This is a genomic window from Helicobacter pametensis ATCC 51478 (genome assembly GCF_000518225.1).
Classification (GTDB): domain Bacteria; phylum Campylobacterota; class Campylobacteria; order Campylobacterales; family Helicobacteraceae; genus Helicobacter_G; species Helicobacter_G pametensis.
Window position 1 is genome coordinate 485833 of record NZ_KI912401.1, and the last position, 17936, is coordinate 503768.

Genomic DNA, 17936 nt, shown 5'->3' on the forward strand with positions numbered 1-17936 from the left:
TCGATGGGCCTTGCCCATCACATTCACCACAAATAGATAATCATTAGAGATATACGAGGTATTCTATGCTTGTAGATAAACTAAAACCCATTATTGCACGCTATGAAGAAATCACAACGCTCCTTAGCACTCCTGAAATCATCAACGACATCAAAGCCCTCACCACCCTTAGCAAAGAACAGAGTGATATTGCATCTATTGCTCAAAGTGCACGCGAGTATATTGTGACTTTGCAAGGTATCGAGGACAACAAAGTCTTATTGGAAGACAAAGAGCTAGGTGAGCTTGCAAAAGAAGAGTTAAAAATCTTAGAAGAGAGAAAAATACAGCTAGAAGAAGAGATCAAACTCTTGCTTATCCCAAAAGATCCCAATGACAATAAAAATATTTATCTTGAGATTCGCGCAGGAACAGGTGGTGATGAGGCAGGAATCTTTGTAGGAGATCTCTTCAAGGCCTATTGTCGCTATGCGGATTTGCAAAAATGGAAAGTTGAGATTATGAGCTCAAGTGAGAACAATGTCGGTGGATACAAAGAGATCATCGCGCTCATCAAAGGACATGGGGCTTACTCCAAACTCAAATACGAGGGAGGCACACATCGTGTCCAGCGCGTCCCTGAGACAGAATCTCAAGGGCGTGTTCATACCTCTGCTGTAACTGTGGCAATCATGCCAGAGGTCGATGATGTGGAGATTTCCATCAACCCAAATGATCTCAAAATCGAAGTTTTTCGTGCTGGAGGACATGGGGGTCAGTGTGTCAATACTACAGATTCTGCTGTGCGAATCACTCATATCCCGACAGGCATCAGTGTCTCAATGCAAGATGAAAAATCTCAACACAAAAACAAAGATAAGGCAATGAAGATCTTGAAGGCCAGAATCTATGAGGCTGAGATCGAAGCTCAACAAAGTCAAAATGCTGAAGCTAGAAAAAACCAAGTTGGAAGTGGAGATAGAAGCGAGCGTATCCGCACTTATAACTATCCCCAAAATCGCCTCACAGATCATAGAATCAACCTCACGCTCTATAGTCTTGAGGAGATTATGCTAGGAGGAGAACTAGATGCTGTGATCACTCCATTGATCACACATGCTCAAAGTGAAGCCATGGGGGGACATGGGGAGCAATGATCATTCTCTATATTGCAATGAGTTTGGATGGCTACATCGCTGATTTGGATGGAGGAGTTGCTTGGATCAATGGAGATGGCTCTGAAAATGACGCTATAGGAAGCTATGAGAGGTTTATCCAAGAGATTGATGTGATCATTATGGGGAGAAAAACTTACGATCAAATCACACAGGAGCTCTCCCCTCACTCTTGGCCATATCCCAATCAACACACATACATCTTCACCCGCCATCCCACTCCATCGCTTCCCAATCTCAGCTTCACTCAAGACTTTCACACCCTACTTCCAAACCTCAAGGACAAAAAAGTATGGCTATGTGGAGGAGCAAATCTCGTGCATCAGTTCTTGGAACTTGGCTATGTCGATGAGCTTCATATCAGCATCATTCCCATGCTTTTAGGCAATGGGATCTCCCTCTTCCCCCAATCTCAACTCTCTTATAAACTCAAACTCTTAGGGACAGAGAGCTATAATGGAATCACAGACTTGCGATATGCTTTTAGAAAATAGATTCGTCATCCATTATTTTTCAAATCCCAAGACTTCAAGCTTTAAAACCTCAACATATCAAAACGATGTCAAATAAAACATTAATTGCACCCAGAATACTTCATCGCTCACAAATAAATCAATTTCTTGGACAAATTTTGGTATATCAAGAAAAAAGAATTATTTTTAGGATATAATTTTGGTTTTTTATGTTGAAAACATACACAAAAAAGCTATAAATACAATAGAATACAGTTACACTATCTTTATCTTTGAGCACATTCTTAATACTTCTCTAGCAGGACCCATAGAATGAAAGTTGATCAAAAAAGTACGCGAATCGCAAAATTTCTCTCACAGAAATGCTCTAGGCAAAGGATGAAATTTTTTCCACTAATCACCACTTCTTTGACATTGAGCGCAGGCATAATGAATGCATCAACATGCACAAATACATCATCAGCATCCAATAATCAGCCAGCTTTTTGCGTAAAAAATGCCGTTGCCTCAGCTTCGGCACTAGGCGTCAATTACAGTCTGTATTTGATCAACTTTAACTCCCTCAATAAAAGGATGGGGGAGCTTAGGAACAATGCAAATACCCATGGAGTGTGGACTAGAATCTTCACAGGACAACTTTCTGCAGATTATGCCATCCAGACAAAAAGTATCTACACAACTCTTCAGATCGGATATGACTACGCAACAGGATCCAAAGGGGTGAATAATTATTGGGGAATTGCACTCTCTTATGCCAATGCTTCCACAGATTCCAAAGAAAAATCAAATATCGATGAGAGTACAAAAGCACTTAACAAAAATATGAGTCATGCTATCGAGCTTGCAGTCTATAACGCCCATATAGAAGATGAAGGATGGTTCAATAGTAATATCTTAAAATTTAGCTATATCATTAGCAACATTGAAATAAAGGAACGGAATTCAAGCTACAAGAGTAATAATTTTGCATTGAATATTTCAGAAGAATTTGGCTATCGCTTTGCTTTAGGTAAAAACAAAGAATGGAATATAGATCCGCAGGCAGAAGTGGGAGTAGGATATTTTAGTCAAACAGAATTTACTCAGATTTTGGAAGGAGCAAATCTTCAAGGCATTCAAAACAAGATACTCACTCTAAGAGCAAAAGTTGGAACAAATTGGATATATGATTTTAAAAACTTTACAGAGAATCGACCCATCAAAGCCTCTCTGTATGTCGGGACTTATTATGCTTATGATTACATCTATGGAGGAGAAATCACACTTAAAGCGAATCTAGGCAAAACAACTTCCCTACAAACCCTGTCTCCAACTGGAAGATTTATACTTAATATCGGAACAAATCTAATAGTCAAGGACAACACGAGGATTTACTTTGATTTTGAGAGAAGTTTTGGAGGGAAGATCAATATAGATTACCAAGTCAATCTTGGTGTGAGATATAGCTTTGGAGAAGGGAATTATACGCCGGTTATTCAAAAAGCCAATGCAAGGGAAGATTTTGCTCCATTGAAGTTAGAAATCGAGGAAATTCAGCCAGAAGAACCTGAACCGATCAAACCTATCGAGATTCTTCAACCTATTCAGCCAGTTCAACCAACTGAACTTATCCAACCAGTTGAACCAACTTTGGAAGAAGTCATCGAGGAACCACGAATCGAAGAGCAAATCGTTAGTCAAATCAAATTTCAAAAAACCCTTCAAGTTATGAAGGTAGAAAAACTCGTCAATTCTCTCAATACAGTCTCAGCTAAGATATTTTCAAATTCTTTTTTAAAAAATTCGATTGACAACCTACTTACATCACTTAGATATCTCCAGTTTTTCTCTGTTATTCCCAATGGAAACAGTCAAAAAGACAAAGATCAAAAGTAAGAAAGCAGAGAATAGCTTCTCTTTGTGATTGATCTTCTTTTCACTCTTGCCAGTGCCTATCCTTAGGCTCTAATCATCGCTTTGTGATTACCAAAGTTGAAAGTCTTGCTACCATTCTCCACTAGGAAAATTGATCTATAAAAAAAAAGGGGGGGGGGGTATTAGAATCATAAAAAAGATAATCAAAGGAGAAAAGATGGAAAAAGCGATTTTTTATAAGAGTAATGGTGATGTTTTGTGTGAATGTGAGCTAGAAAATGATTCCAGCATGACTCTTCAAAGAAAAGAGGATTTTGATTATTTTTTGAATCAAAAAGTAATAAGTGGAAAAATAACCTCTAGCGTTGCACAAAACTACAAAACACAGACTATGTATTTTTTTCAAGAATTACACGAACAAGAAGGGCTAGAAATTATTGGAAGAATTAACACTGATGAATACTTTCTTTATAGAATCAACAACATACAAATTTTGGAAAAAATTTATTCGACCATGCGTTCTAAATCGCCATTATTTGATGAAATCTATCATGCAATCAATAGAAAAAGAGGCAGCGGTTGCCCAAGTGCCTGTATAGGAAATTATCTTGAATTCCTTAATCAAAAGGACACACTTTTATCAAATGAAAAAAACGAATTGCTTAAGCTATATCATGATTTTAGACAAACTCTTTACCCTCTAACAACAAGAGAAATAAGTTTTAATAGTTTAGAAATAGCCAATATTGCAGATCAATATCCAAACAGCAAGCAATTTTACAAAAACGATATAGATTACTTTTATATTCTTCAAAATGGGCAAGGAATTACATTTGTTACCCCAAACGATACTGGAAGAACAAATAAAGAATCCCTTCCATTCTCCTTGTTTGAAGAATTCTACTCTACTGGAAAAGTAAGCTACTATGAAACATACGCAATCCCAACATTTCAAAAAATTCTTTCTATCCAATCAGCGTCACGAAAACAAACTATATTTGAAAAAATAACACCACAAACCCCACCACTCAATCAAATCCTCTATGGTCCACCTGGGACAGGGAAAACTTACAACACGATCAATAAAACACTAGAGATTTTGGGAGAAGAGACAGAATCTAAAAGCAGACAGGAGCTCAAAGAACTTTTTGAAGCATACAAAGCAAAGGGACAAATCGAGTTTGTGACTTTTCACCAAAACTATGGATATGAGGAGTTTGTGGAGGGAATCAAACCTAAATTCGATAGTGATAAAAACAATGATTTAGAATATGAAGTCAAATCTGGAATCTTTAAAAAAATCTGTGACAAGGCAAGAGAAAATCTAGAAGATTCTCAAATCACCCCCCACATCCTCATCATCGATGAAATCAATCGTGGGAATGTGAGCAAGATTTTTGGGGAGCTCATCACCCTTATTGAGCCAAGCAAAAGAATCGGAGCTGATGAGGCGTTGCAAGTGACCCTCCCCTATAGTCAAGAGTTTTTTGGTGTGCCAAATAACCTCTACATCATCGGAACGATGAATACAGCAGATCGAAGCATCACAAGTTTGGATACCGCTCTTAGAAGACGATTTGAGTTTGTTGAGATGATGCCTGATCACACAAAACTAAGTGGCAAGACAATCAATGGAATCGAGCTTGATAAACTACTACAAGCCATCAATGAAAGAATCGAGTTTCTTTATGATAGAGAAAAAACAATCGGACATGCATATTTACTAGGGATAGATTCTCTTGCTAAACTCAAAGAAGTGTTTCAAAACAAAATTATTCCCCTACTTCAAGAGTATTTCTACAACGATTATGAGGCAATCCAAGCTGTGCTCAATCACAATGGAATGATTCAAATAAAAACACACACTACAGAGGATTATTTCAAAACCTTTATCAATGATCGCGGATTGGATGAGAAAAAGATTTTTGAAATCACCCCAAAAAACAATAAGAACATTTGGGATATCCCATCCATCTATATCGCGATCTATGATGAACAAGTGGCAAAAAAACTTAGAGATAAGACAGATATTCCAAAAACACAGGATGATGGAGAATGAAGCCCCTTACCTACACAATCATCGAGTATCAAAGCTTTGGGATTGATGAGATTTTCAAAGCTTGGACAAAACAAAAGGACAAAGAGTGCAAGGAGATTAAAGAGAGGGCCAAAAAGTTTTTTGTAGCTCTAGAAAATTTTCAAAAATCAAGTCAGAATCATTCCAAATTCCTCAAACACTCCAGCAAACACAAGCTCAAAGCCCAAAACTATGTGGGGATCATCCAAACCAAGCATGGTATTCTTGAAATCTTGCCCAAGTGCTTTGTAGGAGACACTCTCACTCTCCAAATCTCCCAAACACCCACAAATTCACCTAAAGAGAGCAAAAAACAAGACAAAGAAAAACTTGAAGAATTTTTTGCATTTGAAGTTTTTGAACATCAATTCAGCGAGAATGAAAATCAAGAATCTCTCCAATCCCAAAGAGATCATTCCCCCAAAATCAAAGACTTTACCCTCTCTAGCACACCCAAGCAATCCACTCAAAATTTCCTACTCTTCTGCCTAAAAACTCTCAAAAAAGATCTCTTTAAATCAAGCCATCTTGCTTCACTAAGCACTACCTATACACCACTTCTTGAAATTTTTATACAAATGTTTTGCCAAGAGCTTTTGGAAGTTTGCAAAAAGGGCATAAGACACGATTATGTCGCTATAGAAGATAATAGAGCTTATCTCAAAGGAAAGCTTGTCTTTGGAGGACAAATCCGCCACAACCTTATCCACAAAGAACGCTTCTATACAAGCAGTGATGAATACATCACCGATATCGCTCCAAATCGCCTCATCAAATCCACTCTAGAGCTTCTCTCCACTCTCTCCACCTCACACACGACCCACTCACTCATCAATCACTCTCTTGAAATATTTGAAGAGATTCCAAGCAGTGGCAATATAGAGGGGGATTTTCTCTCTTGTCCCAACTCTAGGCATTTTAGTCACTATGATAAGATTCTAAAGTGGTGCGAGCTGTTTTTGAACAATCAAAGTTTCACAACCTATAGTGGAGAGAGTGAAGCGTATGCCTTGCTTTTCCCTATGGAAAAACTCTTTGAATCCTATGTAGCCCATATGTTCAAACACAGTAATCCAAGCCACACTATCCACACTCAAAGCTCAAGCAAATACTTGCTACACTCAAAAGATTCCAAACTCTTTCAACTCAAGCCCGATTTGCTCTTAAATCTAGAAAACAAAAGAAGGATTATCGCTGATACAAAATGGAAAACTCTCAAAAAAACAGAAGATAAAAAGAATGGAATCTCTCAAGCTGACCTCCATCAACTCTTTGCCTATGCTCACTACTATAAAGCCCATGAAGTATGGCTGATTTATCCCAAACTTTACGCACAAGATGAAAGCAATCAAAATGAAAAAAATGAGATTCTAAAAATCATTCAAAATCTCCAAGAATGGGATGGGCATCACTATCAACATCCCTGCTCCTTAGAAAACAACGATCACCAAATCAGGATCAAGATCCTCCTAGCTCCACTCGCCTTTCACCAAAAATAAAAAGAAAAATTAGAAAATATATGTGTAACTCACGCCAATCATCCAAGTTGAGAGCTCTGTCCTCCATTCTTTTTGCAAGATCTCTGAATGTAATGGGATCTTACTCTCAAGCTCAAATCGATTATTTTCATAAAGAGTATAAGCAAAGCCAAGAGAAAGTGCGGGCATCGCATAATACTCACTCAGTGTATCTGTGCCATCATTGCTAAACTCCCCATAACTCACACCAACTCCAAACCCACCAAAAACCCCAAAGCTATGATTTTGCAGCACAACAAAATCATATAAAACCTCAGCATAAAAACTATAGTTGAAGCTAAGCTTAGCATCCACTACCACATTTCGTGTGTCATCAAAAAATGTCTCAGAAAAATGATTGGACCAATCTCCCAAATGTGCATACGCCCTCACTCCAAGATAATCTGTGAAATAATGCTGATACCCCAATCTAAAATAATATGAAAATGCACTATCATAAAATCTTTGATTCCCACCATTTCCTCCAACCCACATACGATCAATACTTCCCCCAATCCCAGCACCAATCATCACCCCATTACGATTGCGGATAAATAATGGCTCGATATCTTCCCCCTCGTATTCATCAACCATCTGCACAACAGCAGGAGGTGGGGCTTGGATGGGTTTGGGTCGTGGTTTGCGTGGAGGAAGTTTCATTTTGTATGGGGGCATTTTTTGAAACATCATATCCTGAGTGATTGGTCGCGATGGACTAACACTTGGCTGAATCAAGTTTTGTGTATCCCTATCATTACTCACTTCTGGAGGATAAACCTTGACCTTAAGGTTTGGATTCTTCTGCTGTGTTTGTACAGGATTATAAGGTGGGATAACATTGACATTTGGCAAAGCTTGCTTAGGCTGATATTGAGGGGGGCGAGCATTTTGGACTTGAACATTTAGATTTTGCTTAAAAGATTGGGAATTATTATTTTGATTGGGTTGGATCTTCACCCCAAGACTCTGGGATCTAGATGGAGTAGAAGATCTTTGAGGAGGGATAACCTGAGGAGCAATTTTCCCAGTGTTTCTGTTGCTCATCTGAGCGCCACTACGGGATTCAGAGGGCAACACATTGTAGTTGATCCCCCATATACAAGAAAAAATAAGAAGACAAATGAAAATTATTTGCATACCCACCTAGCCATCTCAACAATTCGATTTGCATACCCCCATTCATTGTCATACCATCCCATCAGCTTAAGATGTGTATCAGCGACAACAAAACTCAAGTCTTTGGCCAATATCACACTTGAAGGATTCCCAATAAAATCACTTGAAACTCCATAATTTTCATCAAAGCTCAAAATTCCTCTAAGCGAAGTGGAGGCATAATGCTCAAAAATCTCATGCAAATTCTCAATTTTGACTTCTTTGGAAACTCTTAGACTCAAATCAATCATTGAAACATCTGGCACAGGCACCCTAACGCTATGACCATGCATCTTATCTTTGAGTGAGGGGAGCACACGATAGAGAGCCCTTGCAGACCCTGTACTTGTTGGGATGATATTCACACCAGCTGCCCGACTTCGGCGCTTATCACTCCTGTGGGCATGATCAAGCAGATTTTGATCATTAGTATAAGAATGAATCGTAGTCAAAATCCCACTCTCAATCCCAAAATGCTCATCAACGATCTGACAAATAGGGGCAATTGCATTGGTTGTGCATGAGGCATTGGAGAGAATGGTTTGGCCTTGATATGATTGATGATTGACACCTAAGACAAAAATAGGCATGTCCTCATCCATCGGTGGAGCAGAGAGGATGACTTTCTTGGCTCCTTTTTGGAGATGATGAGAGATTGTTTCTTGAGTGAGAAACTTCCCACTTGCCTCAATCACCACATCCACTTCTCCAAAGTTGAGTTCATCCTGATCCTTGACACAAGAGAGTAAAATCTCAGAATCTTCATAGACCAAACGATCCTGAAATAATCGCACATCTTGATCAAGCTGACCATGCACACTATCTCTTTGGAACAAATAATGCAAAATCTCCCAAGAAGCGATATCATTGATCCTAGTTAGTTTGACTCCTGGCGTCTGCATAATGACTCTAGCAATGCTGCGTCCAAGTCTTCCAAAACCATTGAGTGCTATTTTCATAACAATTCTCTCCATCCATGATGATTCTAAAATATAGCAAAAGCAAAAACTGCTCCCACTTCATCATCAATGGAAAATTCTGATTAACTAAGCAAAATTTAATTTATTGTATGATTTCTGCGCATTTTGCATTCAAAAAGGAGAAACAAATGAGTCTGTATGACAGAGAGTATACGCGATCTTATGATCATGCGCAAGCTCTTGATAATGCTCTTGTGAGCTTTGTTAAGACGACATATAAATTTTTTGCAGGTAGCCTTCTGCTTGGCACTTTGGGCGCGCTGTTTGGATTTATGTTCTTTGAAACCGTTGTGACCTATAAGTGGGTCTTTTTTATCGCTGAAATTGCCGCACTTTTTGGACTTATGTTTTCCAAAGGCAAGCCAGGATTAAATCTTTTGATGCTCTTTGCATTCACAACACTAAGCGGGATCACATTGGTTCCACTTCTTGGTTTTGTTATAGCCAAAAGTGGTGTCATGGCTGTGGCTCAAGCTCTTGGAATGACGACAATTGTTTTTGGAGTCATGAGTATCTATGCGATTAAGACTAAAAGCGATCTTGCCAATATGGGTAAAATGCTTTTCATCGCATTGATTGTGGTTCTTGTTTGCTCAATTGTCAACATTTTCTTAGGCTCACCAGCCTTGCAAACAATCATTGCTGGAGCAAGTGCTGTTCTTTTTAGCCTTTATGTTGCATACGACACACAAAATATCATTAGAGGTGCTTATGATAGCCCAATCGATGCTGCTGTCGCACTCTATCTAGATTTTCTCAATATCTTTATTTCGATTCTTCAACTCTTTGGATTGCTCGGCAATAGCAACCAAGACTAAAAAAAAGGGGGGGGTCTTCATAATTTTTCTTCTTTGATTGACTATCGCAATTTTTACATCATCAATTGAGTTTTATTCTAAAGGCTATACTTTTGGATTATTTTAAATGAAGGGATATCTCTCTCTTATGTGCTTTTGTCTTACTCAAAGTCAATCGACTCAATTTGATCGCTTCACCACTTCCAATCACTCAAGAAAATAGACATACCGACCAAATCAAGACACTCGTTATTGTGAGCTATATAAAGCATTGGCAAGAAAACAAAATAGATCTTATTTAGATGAATAAAGCGAATACTTGACCTTATAGTAATCAAAGTCTTCCAAAATTTTGTCTTGCATTTCTTTGTTATTAAGAAAAATCACAAGCTGGATGACTTCATTGGTTTTGTAGTATGCATACTCAACCTTGCTCTCAAGCAAAATCTGATTGATACAATAGAAGCGATACTCACTCAAATCATTGATAAAAACACGCAATGGCTCTACACCACGATCAAAATTATAATTGAGAACCATCTCATTGGCAGGATATGTATAGTTTTGCTGTGTTTGCTCTGATAGGGTCTCTACCCACTTCTCATCTTTTTTTGATTCTCTATCTTCAACCTTAGAAGTTGGAGGATCAAATAATGAGAAGCGAATAGGCTGCTGTAAAGAATAAATAACCCACCCCACCGCGCAGAAAAACAAAGCGCAAAATGCAAAAAAAGCTAAAGCTTTACTTTTCATTGCTCTCGTCGTTTGAGAATATCACCTAGAGTCATTTTAGAATCAGAGTTATATTGATTGAGCTGTTCACGCTCTTTGATACGATCAAGTCTCTTGATAGAGACTCTTACTCTTGAGTTTTGACGATCAATATGAGCAACAACACCTTCAATCTCATCACCAATTTTTATCTCTTCTTTCTTAAGTGGCACAAGATCCTCATCTCTAATCAAAGCTTCAATCTCACCCAAAGAGATAAACACACCAAATTCTTTGATATCTACAATATTTCCCTTCACAACACTATCAAGAGAGTAATCCTTGAGAAAACGATCAAGAGGAGACTCTTCAAGAGCCTTAAGCGAAAGAGAGATTTTTTCATTGGATCGATCGATTTTGATCACTTTGACACGAACACAATCGCCTACTTGCAAAGATGAAGCTTTTTTACTTTTATCCCATGAATAGTCTTCATTGTGCAACAATCCATCTACTTCTCCCACATTGACAAAAGCTCCAAAATCCGTAGTTTTCACAACTTTCCCTTCCAACACATCCCCCTCATTCACTCGTTGTGCAAACTGAGCAAAAGGCTTTGGCATCAATTTTTTAAGTGAAACTCTCAATCTTCTTTTAGTCATATCAATTTCGATGATTTCTACATCTAGCTCTTGTTTTTCAGAAATCACATCAGATGGATGCTGAAGCTGTTTATCCCAAGAAATTTCAGAAATATGCAAGAATCCCTCTGTTCCATTTCCTAGATCAACAAATGCTCCATAATTCTCGATCTTACTGACCACAACGCGGATCGTATCACCCACTTCTAGCTTATCTTCAATCTCTTTCCAAGGATCATCTTGTGTCGCTTTGATTGAAAAAGAAAGGCGTTTTTTCTCAGAATCAAATCCCAATACTTTCACCTGCACTTTATCGCCTGTATTGACAAATAACATCGGATTGACAGGACCCTTGTGACTGATCTCTGTATAATGCACCAATCCCTCGACGCCATCCACCTCTACAAAAATCCCAAATGAAGCTGCTTTGACAACGACTCCTTCATGCACCTTGTCAAGCTCGCCTAGAAGCTTTTGGATATTGCTCTCACGATTTTTTTCTATTTCATCAAGATATTTTTTACGAGAAACGACAATAGTTCTCTCAGCCTCATTGACACCAATAACAATAGCTTTGACCTGCTTGCCAATTATTTTGCCATCATCTCGAAGGGCTGATTCGCGTCTTGGCAAAAATGCTTCTACCCCATCAAACTCCACAACATATCCGCCCTTATTCTTGCGTATAATTTCGCAATTTACGACCAATCCCTCATAATTATCTTTAATCTCAGCAATCTTTTGCTCAAGTTTTCTTAGCTTCTCAACTTTTTTGTGTGAAATCGATAAGCGCTCTTGATTTCCACTCACATAAACCTCAATTTTATCGCCCACAGCAAATAAAACATTGCCAGACTTATCCTGAATCTCAGTGATTGGCAATCTCCCCTCTTGCTTAGCACCGCTCACAGCGATCATCGCATAATCATTATCAACCCTTACAATCACGCCCTCTTGGATCTTGCCCTCATCTAAGCGTCTCTCGCTCTCATTGAGCAGAGCTTCAAAATCAAGCTCATCATCTAATTTTAAACTTTCAATCTGTTCTGGGTTAATCCTCATGACCTTCATTCCTTACAATAAAATATTGCTATTCTATCTTATAACACAAGGGTTTTAGACTGATATTTATAATGCCTCAATCGCCCTTTTAACATTTTGAATAATCCAATCTGGTGTAGAAGCACCCGCTGTCAAACCACAAATTTTTTTACCCAAAAACCACTCTTTGTTCAAATCTTTTTCATCTTCGATAAGATAGCTATCTGGACAGTATTCTTTGGCAATACTAAAGAGCTGTTTTGTATTGGAAGAACTCAATCCTCCCACAACAACCATCACATCTACTTCTTGGGCAAGCTCACGCGTTGCATCTTGATTTTGGAATGTTGCATTACAAATTGTATTAAACACTCTTGTTTCATGAGCATTGCGGATCAAAAAATGTGCAATTTCGATAAATTTTTCCGTTTGCTTTGTAGTCTGAGAAACCAATGCTACGCGTTTTGGGATTTTGGTATCGATCAGTTCATCCAAGCTTCCCACTACGATTGCTGGGGTGCTTGAATAGCTCATCACACTTTTTACCTCTGGATGCGTCATATCTCCAAAAATAATCACTTGATATCCTTGAGCACTCATCTCTTCTACAATTTTTTGAGGTTTGGTGACATAAGGACATGTTGCATCTGTGACAGAGACATTCTTTTGACGCAAAGCCATTAGATCATTTTTGGGGATTCCATGCGTGCGGACAATGACTTGATCCCCTCCATCTACTTCATCTAGGGTTTGCACCAATTTCACACCAAAAGAATGACGCAACCGATCAATTTCTTTTTGATTATGAATCAAAGCTCCAAAGGTAACACCTCCACGACTTTTTTCAGCGATTTTGATCGCTCTTTTGACACCAAAACAAAATCCAAAACTCTTTGCCAAACGCACTTTCATTTCCATCCTTTATAACTCACAAAAAATTTTAAAAAATCAAAAAAACGAGGAAATGAGATATCAATACACTCACTCCCTACAATCTCAACTTGATTTCTCACTCCTGCAAGAGCAAAACTCATCGCAATGCGATGATCACCAAAACTCTGCACAACTCCATCACAAAATTCCCCACCATGTATTTTGATTCCATCTTCTAATTCCTCTGCCTCAATCCCCAAAGCTAGTAGATTTGAGACAATCGAGGCAATGCGATCACTTTCTTTAAACCTCAATTCCTGAGCATTATAAATATAACTCACTCCTTTCGCACAAGCTAGTGCGATACAAAGAGCAGGGATCTCATCAATCAGCCATGAAATAGAAGATGAAATCTCAATAGCCTGTAGCTCACTAGATCTAGCATACACTACGCCGATTGGCTCCACCCCATCAAGTGTGATTTCATAGCTTAGATATGCACCCATTTGTTTGAGAATCTCAAAAGCTTGGATTCTTGTAGGATTGAGCAAAACTTCTGAGATTCTAATCTCCATCTGATGTGAAATCAGACAGGCGACAATAAGATAGATCACACTTGAGGGATCATTGGGAATCTTAAAGTGATAAGAGGGTAATGGATGACTGAGAGGAGAGATCAAAATCTCTTTATCGTGCTGAATGATTTGGGCCCCCAAATGAGACAAAAAACGCTCACTATGATCTCGACTGAGCTCTTCTTCACTATAGCGACTTTCACAGTTAGCTTGCAAGGCTGCTAGGATAAAAGCACTTTTGATCTGTGCTGAAGCGATGGAGCTATGGAAGCAAATTCCTCTCAATGTTTCACTCCCCTCCAATACAAATGGAGCATTTGAGGAAGAAAGCAAGGCTCCCATCTGCTCAAGAGGATCTCGAATCCTCTGCATAGGACGCCTCCTCAAACTCATATCTCCATCAAATGTAAAACTCCCCCTGCTTCCACTCAAAAGTCCAGCAAAAAGACGCATTGTCGTCCCAGAATTATTGCATTGCAAATATGCTTGAGCTGGAAGCTTGTGTGGTGGAGAGATCAACAATCTCTCTCCTCTCTGCTCAATTTTTGCTCCCAAAAGTTGAGCAATCTCAAGAGTTGAGCGCACATCTTGAGAATCCAAAAGATTCTCAATCTCACTCACCCCCTGTGTAAGAAATGCAAAAATTAAACTGCGGTGAGAAAGGGATTTGTCTGGAGCAACCCAATCAAACTCAAGCTGTTTTGGCACATCTATTTTGGGACAAAGAATCATTGACGCAATGTTGCTCCAAATTTTTGATGTAAAAGATTTATGATGCTTTGCATACTTTGTTGCAAATCTTCTTCTTGAAGTGTTTTATGCATCGATTGAAGCACAAAGCGAATGCTCAAAGCCACAGATTCTCCAAAACTCTCATGCCTATATAGATCAAGGGGATAAAATGAAACAAGATTCTCAATCTTAGCTTGATGAATCGCTTGATGCACAAGATCAAATGAAATCTTAGAGTTAATCATTACTGTGAGATCTCGCACACTTGCCTGAAATTTTGAAAATTCTTGGCATTTTCTCTGCACATCTTGATACAAAGGTTTCAAAAGCACCTCACACACAAATCCTCCATCAAAACCACTTCTAGGATTGAGCTTCCCAATGTAGCCAATTCTCTGTCCATTTTTCACAATCCATGCACTCTGATATAAGTGCAAAAGCTTAGAAGTCAGTGCATTTTCTTCCATCTCCACAAGCCTAGCATCCCCAATCACCCTAAAAACGACATCAGCAAAACTATAAAAATCCCACTCTACTCCCTTAGAATGAGGAAAAGCTTCAATCTCTTTGAGAGAATTCACAGCAAATGCAAGCTTTTCGATCTCATCGCGCTCTGATGTATAGCAGATTCCACTCTCACACATCGCAATTGCCCTAAAGCCAAGATTCTCATTTCTTTGGATACTCTCAAGCATCGCAGGGATCAGGGAAGTTCTGAGCGAATTGAGTTCATTTGTGATTGGATTAAGCACATCAAGATGTTCTTTGAGCACCTCAAATCCAAGATCCAATAGTTTGTCTCGATCAACAAAAACATAATGAAGCGTCTCACAAAATCCAAGTGCAACGGCTCTTTTGAGGAGATTGCGCTTGGCCTTAAAATCAAAATAGGTTTGATTCTCTCTTAAGGAATGCTCTTGAAAAACAAGGGGGGCACTTTGGATATTTTCTATCCCATAAAAGCGCAAAATCTCCTCTGTCACATCTTGAATTGTCTGGATATCGTGGCGATACAAAGGTGGAAAGGCCATAAAAAAAGTCTCATCAAAACTTGCCTCAATTTTAAAGCCTATTTTTTTCAAAAGATTGGTCGCAATCTCGCGCTCAATTTCCTGTCCAATCATTGAGTTGATCGCTTCAAAAGTGATCTTAATCCCCCTCAATGGCTCCTCAACACTCACGATATGATGACTAGAATACACATCAACTTCGGTAAATTTAATCAAATAATCACAAAGATATTGCATTCCCAAAAGTAGATCTGGATTGCTTCCACGCGTACTTTTATGAGTCATTTTTGAATCTTTTGATAGCTGTTTGTGAGTATAAATGATCTCTGAGGCAATTTGAGGCAGGATAAAACTTGCTTCCAAGACAAACAAACCTTCTAGAGATAAAATCTCGTAATTTGGACTGATTCCCACAGCGACTCGATCATGACTTCCACATACATAATCGATCCCATCCTCACAACGCAAAAGAATCTCCCCCTTATTTTCTTCAAGCTTAGCATTTTGAAAATATGCAAAAGGATAAATGCGTAAAATCACCCCGACATTATGCATCGCATATGTCAAAAAATCCTGTATGTGATTTTCAATCTCCAAATCACACAACGCCAAAGAAAGGCTAACTTCAAGAGGAACTCTTAGAGATCTAAAATCTGCAACCTTATAGAGCACAGATGAAGCAAATTGCCCTTCATTGACAATCTGCAATACCCTTCCAATTCCAAGAACAGTATTTTCATCTTGATAGCTTTCCATCCTCAAAGGCAGCCCAAATGCTACACTCAAATCACGCGCAACACCCAAAACATTAAAGCAATCACCACGATTGGGCGTCAAGCCAAGCTCAATCACAAAATTATCAAACAAAGCATATGAGTGGAGAGATTCTCCAAGCCTAAGATGTCCAATACTTTCATCAAGCACCAAGATTCCATCATTGAGTTTTGGGAATCCAAGCTCCAAGCTTGAGCAAAGCATCCCACAACTCTCCACACCTCGTAGTTTAGTGGGTTGGATCAGTAGCTCTCCTTTGGGTGTTTGAAGCTTGCTTCCCTCTGTTGCCACAGCGACAAATTGCCCTTCTTGTACATTGGAAGCCCCACATACAATCTGAAGAGTTTGATCTCCAATATTCACCTGACATACACTAAGTTTATCTGCATCAGGATGTTTCTCTTTGCTCTCAACTCTCCCTACAACGACACCATCTGGGACTCTATACTCTATAAATGACTCAACCTCTAGACCAATTTTATTGAGTTCTTTTAGTATGTCTTCTTTTATGATTCCCTTTAGAGAAATAAACTGCTCTAATAAATGTTTTGTAACTTTCATTGACCTATCACCCTCAAATCCGCTTCAAAAAAACTTCGCAAATCATTGATTCCATAATAAAGCATTGCAAAACGCTCAACACCCAATCCAAATGCATAACCACTCACATTTTTATATCCCACAGCATCAAATACCGCTTGATTGACCATCCCACATCCCAATACCTCAAGCCATCCTGTATGCGAACACACTCTACACCCCTCTCCTTTGCAAAATACACAACTAATATCTACCTCAGCACTTGGCTCAGTAAAAGGAAAGAAACTGGAGCGAAATCGCACAGTAATATCACCAAAGATATATCTCAAAAAATCTTCCAAAATAAACTTGAGATTTGAAAAACTAACCCTCCCCTCAGAATCTACAACAAGCCCCTCGACTTGGTGAAACATCGGCGAATGCGTCAAATCATAATCTCGCCTAAACACAGCACCTGGAGCGATGATTCTCAAAGGCGGGGATTTTTTTTGCATAGTGTGAATCTGCACAGGAGAAGTATGAGTCCTCAAAAGCTTCTCATCACGAGTATAGAATGTATCTTGCATATCGCGTGCTGGGTGAAACTTGGAAATATTGAGTGCTTCAAAATTATGAAAATCATCCTCTACCAATCCCCCCTCACAAAGCTCAAAATTTAAAGCCACAAAATAATCAACAATTTTTTCAATCATCAAATGCACATAGTGTTCTTTCCCGCCATAGCTTTGTGTGAATAAACTCACATCAATTTTTTCATCTTGAAGCTTTTTGGCCAACTCAAGAATCTGAAGTTCTTGTTTTTTGCTTTCAAAAAGCTTTTCAAACTCTTGTTTGATTTCATTGAGTGTTTTGGCTTGTTTTTGTCTCTCTTCACCCTCTAGATTTCTCAACTCAGCAAAGGCAAGAGTGAGACCTCCCTTTTTGCCAATAATCTCAACTTTGAATTTCTCTAGGTCTTGCAAAGAGATAATGGAGTTAAATCTCTCTTTTAATGACTGTATCTCTATCATATTGGTGATCCTTCAATCTTGT

The 17936-nt window shown here is 38.7% G+C and carries 14 protein-coding genes; 6 read left to right on the forward strand and 8 right to left on the reverse strand.

Translation table 11 applies throughout. The annotated features are described in order from the left end of the window. Nucleotides 1-65: 65 nt before the first annotated feature. The 5 genes from prfA to T391_RS0107090 all read left to right on the forward strand — a co-directional run bounded on the left by prfA (nucleotide 66) and on the right by T391_RS0107090 (nucleotide 7057). Nucleotides 66-1136, forward strand: a complete 1071-nt coding sequence (prfA, locus tag T391_RS0107065; protein WP_027327742.1) for a peptide chain release factor 1 — start codon at nucleotides 66-68, stop codon at nucleotides 1134-1136. Continuing rightward, nucleotides 1133-1648 (forward strand): dihydrofolate reductase family protein, encoded by a 516-nt coding sequence (locus T391_RS0107070; RefSeq protein ID WP_027327743.1) that lies wholly within the window; start codon nucleotides 1133-1135, stop codon nucleotides 1646-1648. Before prfA ends, T391_RS0107070 begins: the two co-directional genes overlap by 4 nt. Before the next feature lie 291 nt (nucleotides 1649-1939). Next, nucleotides 1940-3502: an autotransporter outer membrane beta-barrel domain-containing protein gene (locus T391_RS0107080; RefSeq protein WP_027327744.1), complete on the forward strand. Its 1563-nt coding sequence runs from the start codon at nucleotides 1940-1942 to the stop codon at nucleotides 3500-3502. Between the two features lie 196 nt (nucleotides 3503-3698). Beyond that, nucleotides 3699-5540, forward strand: coding sequence for an McrB family protein (locus tag T391_RS08485; protein WP_233709545.1), 1842 nt, complete (start codon nucleotides 3699-3701; stop codon nucleotides 5538-5540). Beyond that, the gene (locus T391_RS0107090; RefSeq protein WP_027327745.1) at nucleotides 5537-7057 is read left to right on the forward strand and encodes an McrC family protein; all 1521 of its coding nucleotides are present in this window, start codon (nucleotides 5537-5539) and stop codon (nucleotides 7055-7057) included. The genes T391_RS08485 and T391_RS0107090 overlap by 4 nt, the downstream gene beginning before the upstream one ends. Before the next feature lie 9 nt (nucleotides 7058-7066). Here the strand turns inward: T391_RS0107090 and T391_RS0107095 are convergent, their stop codons facing one another. Next, nucleotides 7067-8212 carry an outer membrane beta-barrel protein gene (locus T391_RS0107095; protein ID WP_027327746.1) on the reverse strand — a complete coding sequence of 382 codons (1146 nt, stop codon included), beginning with the start codon at nucleotides 8210-8212 and terminating at the stop codon, nucleotides 7067-7069. Continuing rightward, a complete protein-coding gene (gene gap, locus T391_RS0107100; protein WP_027327747.1) occupies nucleotides 8203-9189 on the reverse strand; it encodes a type I glyceraldehyde-3-phosphate dehydrogenase in 987 nt (328 codons plus the stop codon). The genes T391_RS0107095 and gap overlap by 10 nt, the downstream gene beginning before the upstream one ends. A gap of 149 nt (nucleotides 9190-9338) precedes the next feature. On the opposite strand from gap, the gene T391_RS0107105 reads away from it, so the two are divergent. Next, nucleotides 9339-10028, forward strand: coding sequence for a Bax inhibitor-1/YccA family protein (locus T391_RS0107105; protein WP_027327748.1), 690 nt, complete (start codon nucleotides 9339-9341; stop codon nucleotides 10026-10028). Nucleotides 10029-10301: 273 nt separating this feature from the next. On the opposite strand, the gene T391_RS0107115 is transcribed toward T391_RS0107105, so the two are convergent. The 6 genes from T391_RS0107115 to pheS all read right to left on the reverse strand — a co-directional run bounded on the left by T391_RS0107115 (nucleotide 10302) and on the right by pheS (nucleotide 17905). Then, nucleotides 10302-10760, reverse strand: a complete 459-nt coding sequence (locus tag T391_RS0107115; RefSeq protein ID WP_027327749.1) for a hypothetical protein — start codon at nucleotides 10758-10760, stop codon at nucleotides 10302-10304. After that, complete coding sequence (locus T391_RS0107120; RefSeq protein WP_027327750.1) at nucleotides 10757-12421, reverse strand: 30S ribosomal protein S1; 1665 nt, start codon at nucleotides 12419-12421, stop codon at nucleotides 10757-10759. Before T391_RS0107120 ends, T391_RS0107115 begins: the two co-directional genes overlap by 4 nt. Before the next feature lie 66 nt (nucleotides 12422-12487). After that, nucleotides 12488-13312, reverse strand: a complete 825-nt coding sequence (locus tag T391_RS0107125) for a 4-hydroxy-3-methylbut-2-enyl diphosphate reductase (RefSeq protein ID WP_027327751.1) — start codon at nucleotides 13310-13312, stop codon at nucleotides 12488-12490. Beyond that, complete coding sequence (aroA, locus tag T391_RS0107130; RefSeq protein ID WP_034584091.1) at nucleotides 13309-14580, reverse strand: 3-phosphoshikimate 1-carboxyvinyltransferase; 1272 nt, start codon at nucleotides 14578-14580, stop codon at nucleotides 13309-13311. Before aroA ends, T391_RS0107125 begins: the two co-directional genes overlap by 4 nt. Next, nucleotides 14577-16925 carry a phenylalanine--tRNA ligase subunit beta gene (gene pheT, locus T391_RS0107135; RefSeq protein WP_027327753.1) on the reverse strand — a complete coding sequence of 783 codons (2349 nt, stop codon included), beginning with the start codon at nucleotides 16923-16925 and terminating at the stop codon, nucleotides 14577-14579. Before pheT ends, aroA begins: the two co-directional genes overlap by 4 nt. Beyond that, complete coding sequence (pheS, locus tag T391_RS0107140) at nucleotides 16922-17905, reverse strand: phenylalanine--tRNA ligase subunit alpha (protein WP_027327754.1); 984 nt, start codon at nucleotides 17903-17905, stop codon at nucleotides 16922-16924. The genes pheT and pheS overlap by 4 nt, the downstream gene beginning before the upstream one ends. Nucleotides 17906-17936 lie beyond the last annotated feature (31 nt).

Coding starts and splice junctions, on each gene's coding strand:
- prfA (WP_027327742.1), top strand. CDS start 66: ATGCTTGTAGATAAACTAAAACCCATTATTGCACGCTATGAAGAAATC.
- T391_RS08485 (WP_233709545.1), top strand. CDS start 3,699: ATGGAAAAAGCGATTTTTTATAAGAGTAATGGTGATGTTTTGTGTGAA.
- T391_RS0107120 (WP_027327750.1), bottom strand. CDS start 12,421: ATGAGGATTAACCCAGAACAGATTGAAAGTTTAAAATTAGATGATGAG.
- T391_RS0107095 (WP_027327746.1), bottom strand. CDS start 8,212: ATGCAAATAATTTTCATTTGTCTTCTTATTTTTTCTTGTATATGGGGG.
- T391_RS0107105 (WP_027327748.1), top strand. CDS start 9,339: ATGAGTCTGTATGACAGAGAGTATACGCGATCTTATGATCATGCGCAA.
- pheT (WP_027327753.1), bottom strand. CDS start 16,925: ATGAAAGTTACAAAACATTTATTAGAGCAGTTTATTTCTCTAAAGGGA.
- T391_RS0107070 (WP_027327743.1), top strand. CDS start 1,133: ATGATCATTCTCTATATTGCAATGAGTTTGGATGGCTACATCGCTGAT.
- T391_RS0107115 (WP_027327749.1), bottom strand. CDS start 10,760: ATGAAAAGTAAAGCTTTAGCTTTTTTTGCATTTTGCGCTTTGTTTTTC.
- T391_RS0107125 (WP_027327751.1), bottom strand. CDS start 13,312: ATGAAAGTGCGTTTGGCAAAGAGTTTTGGATTTTGTTTTGGTGTCAAA.
- gap (WP_027327747.1), bottom strand. CDS start 9,189: ATGAAAATAGCACTCAATGGTTTTGGAAGACTTGGACGCAGCATTGCT.
- aroA (WP_034584091.1), bottom strand. CDS start 14,580: ATGATTCTTTGTCCCAAAATAGATGTGCCAAAACAGCTTGAGTTTGAT.
- T391_RS0107090 (WP_027327745.1), top strand. CDS start 5,537: ATGAAGCCCCTTACCTACACAATCATCGAGTATCAAAGCTTTGGGATT.
- T391_RS0107080 (WP_027327744.1), top strand. CDS start 1,940: ATGAAAGTTGATCAAAAAAGTACGCGAATCGCAAAATTTCTCTCACAG.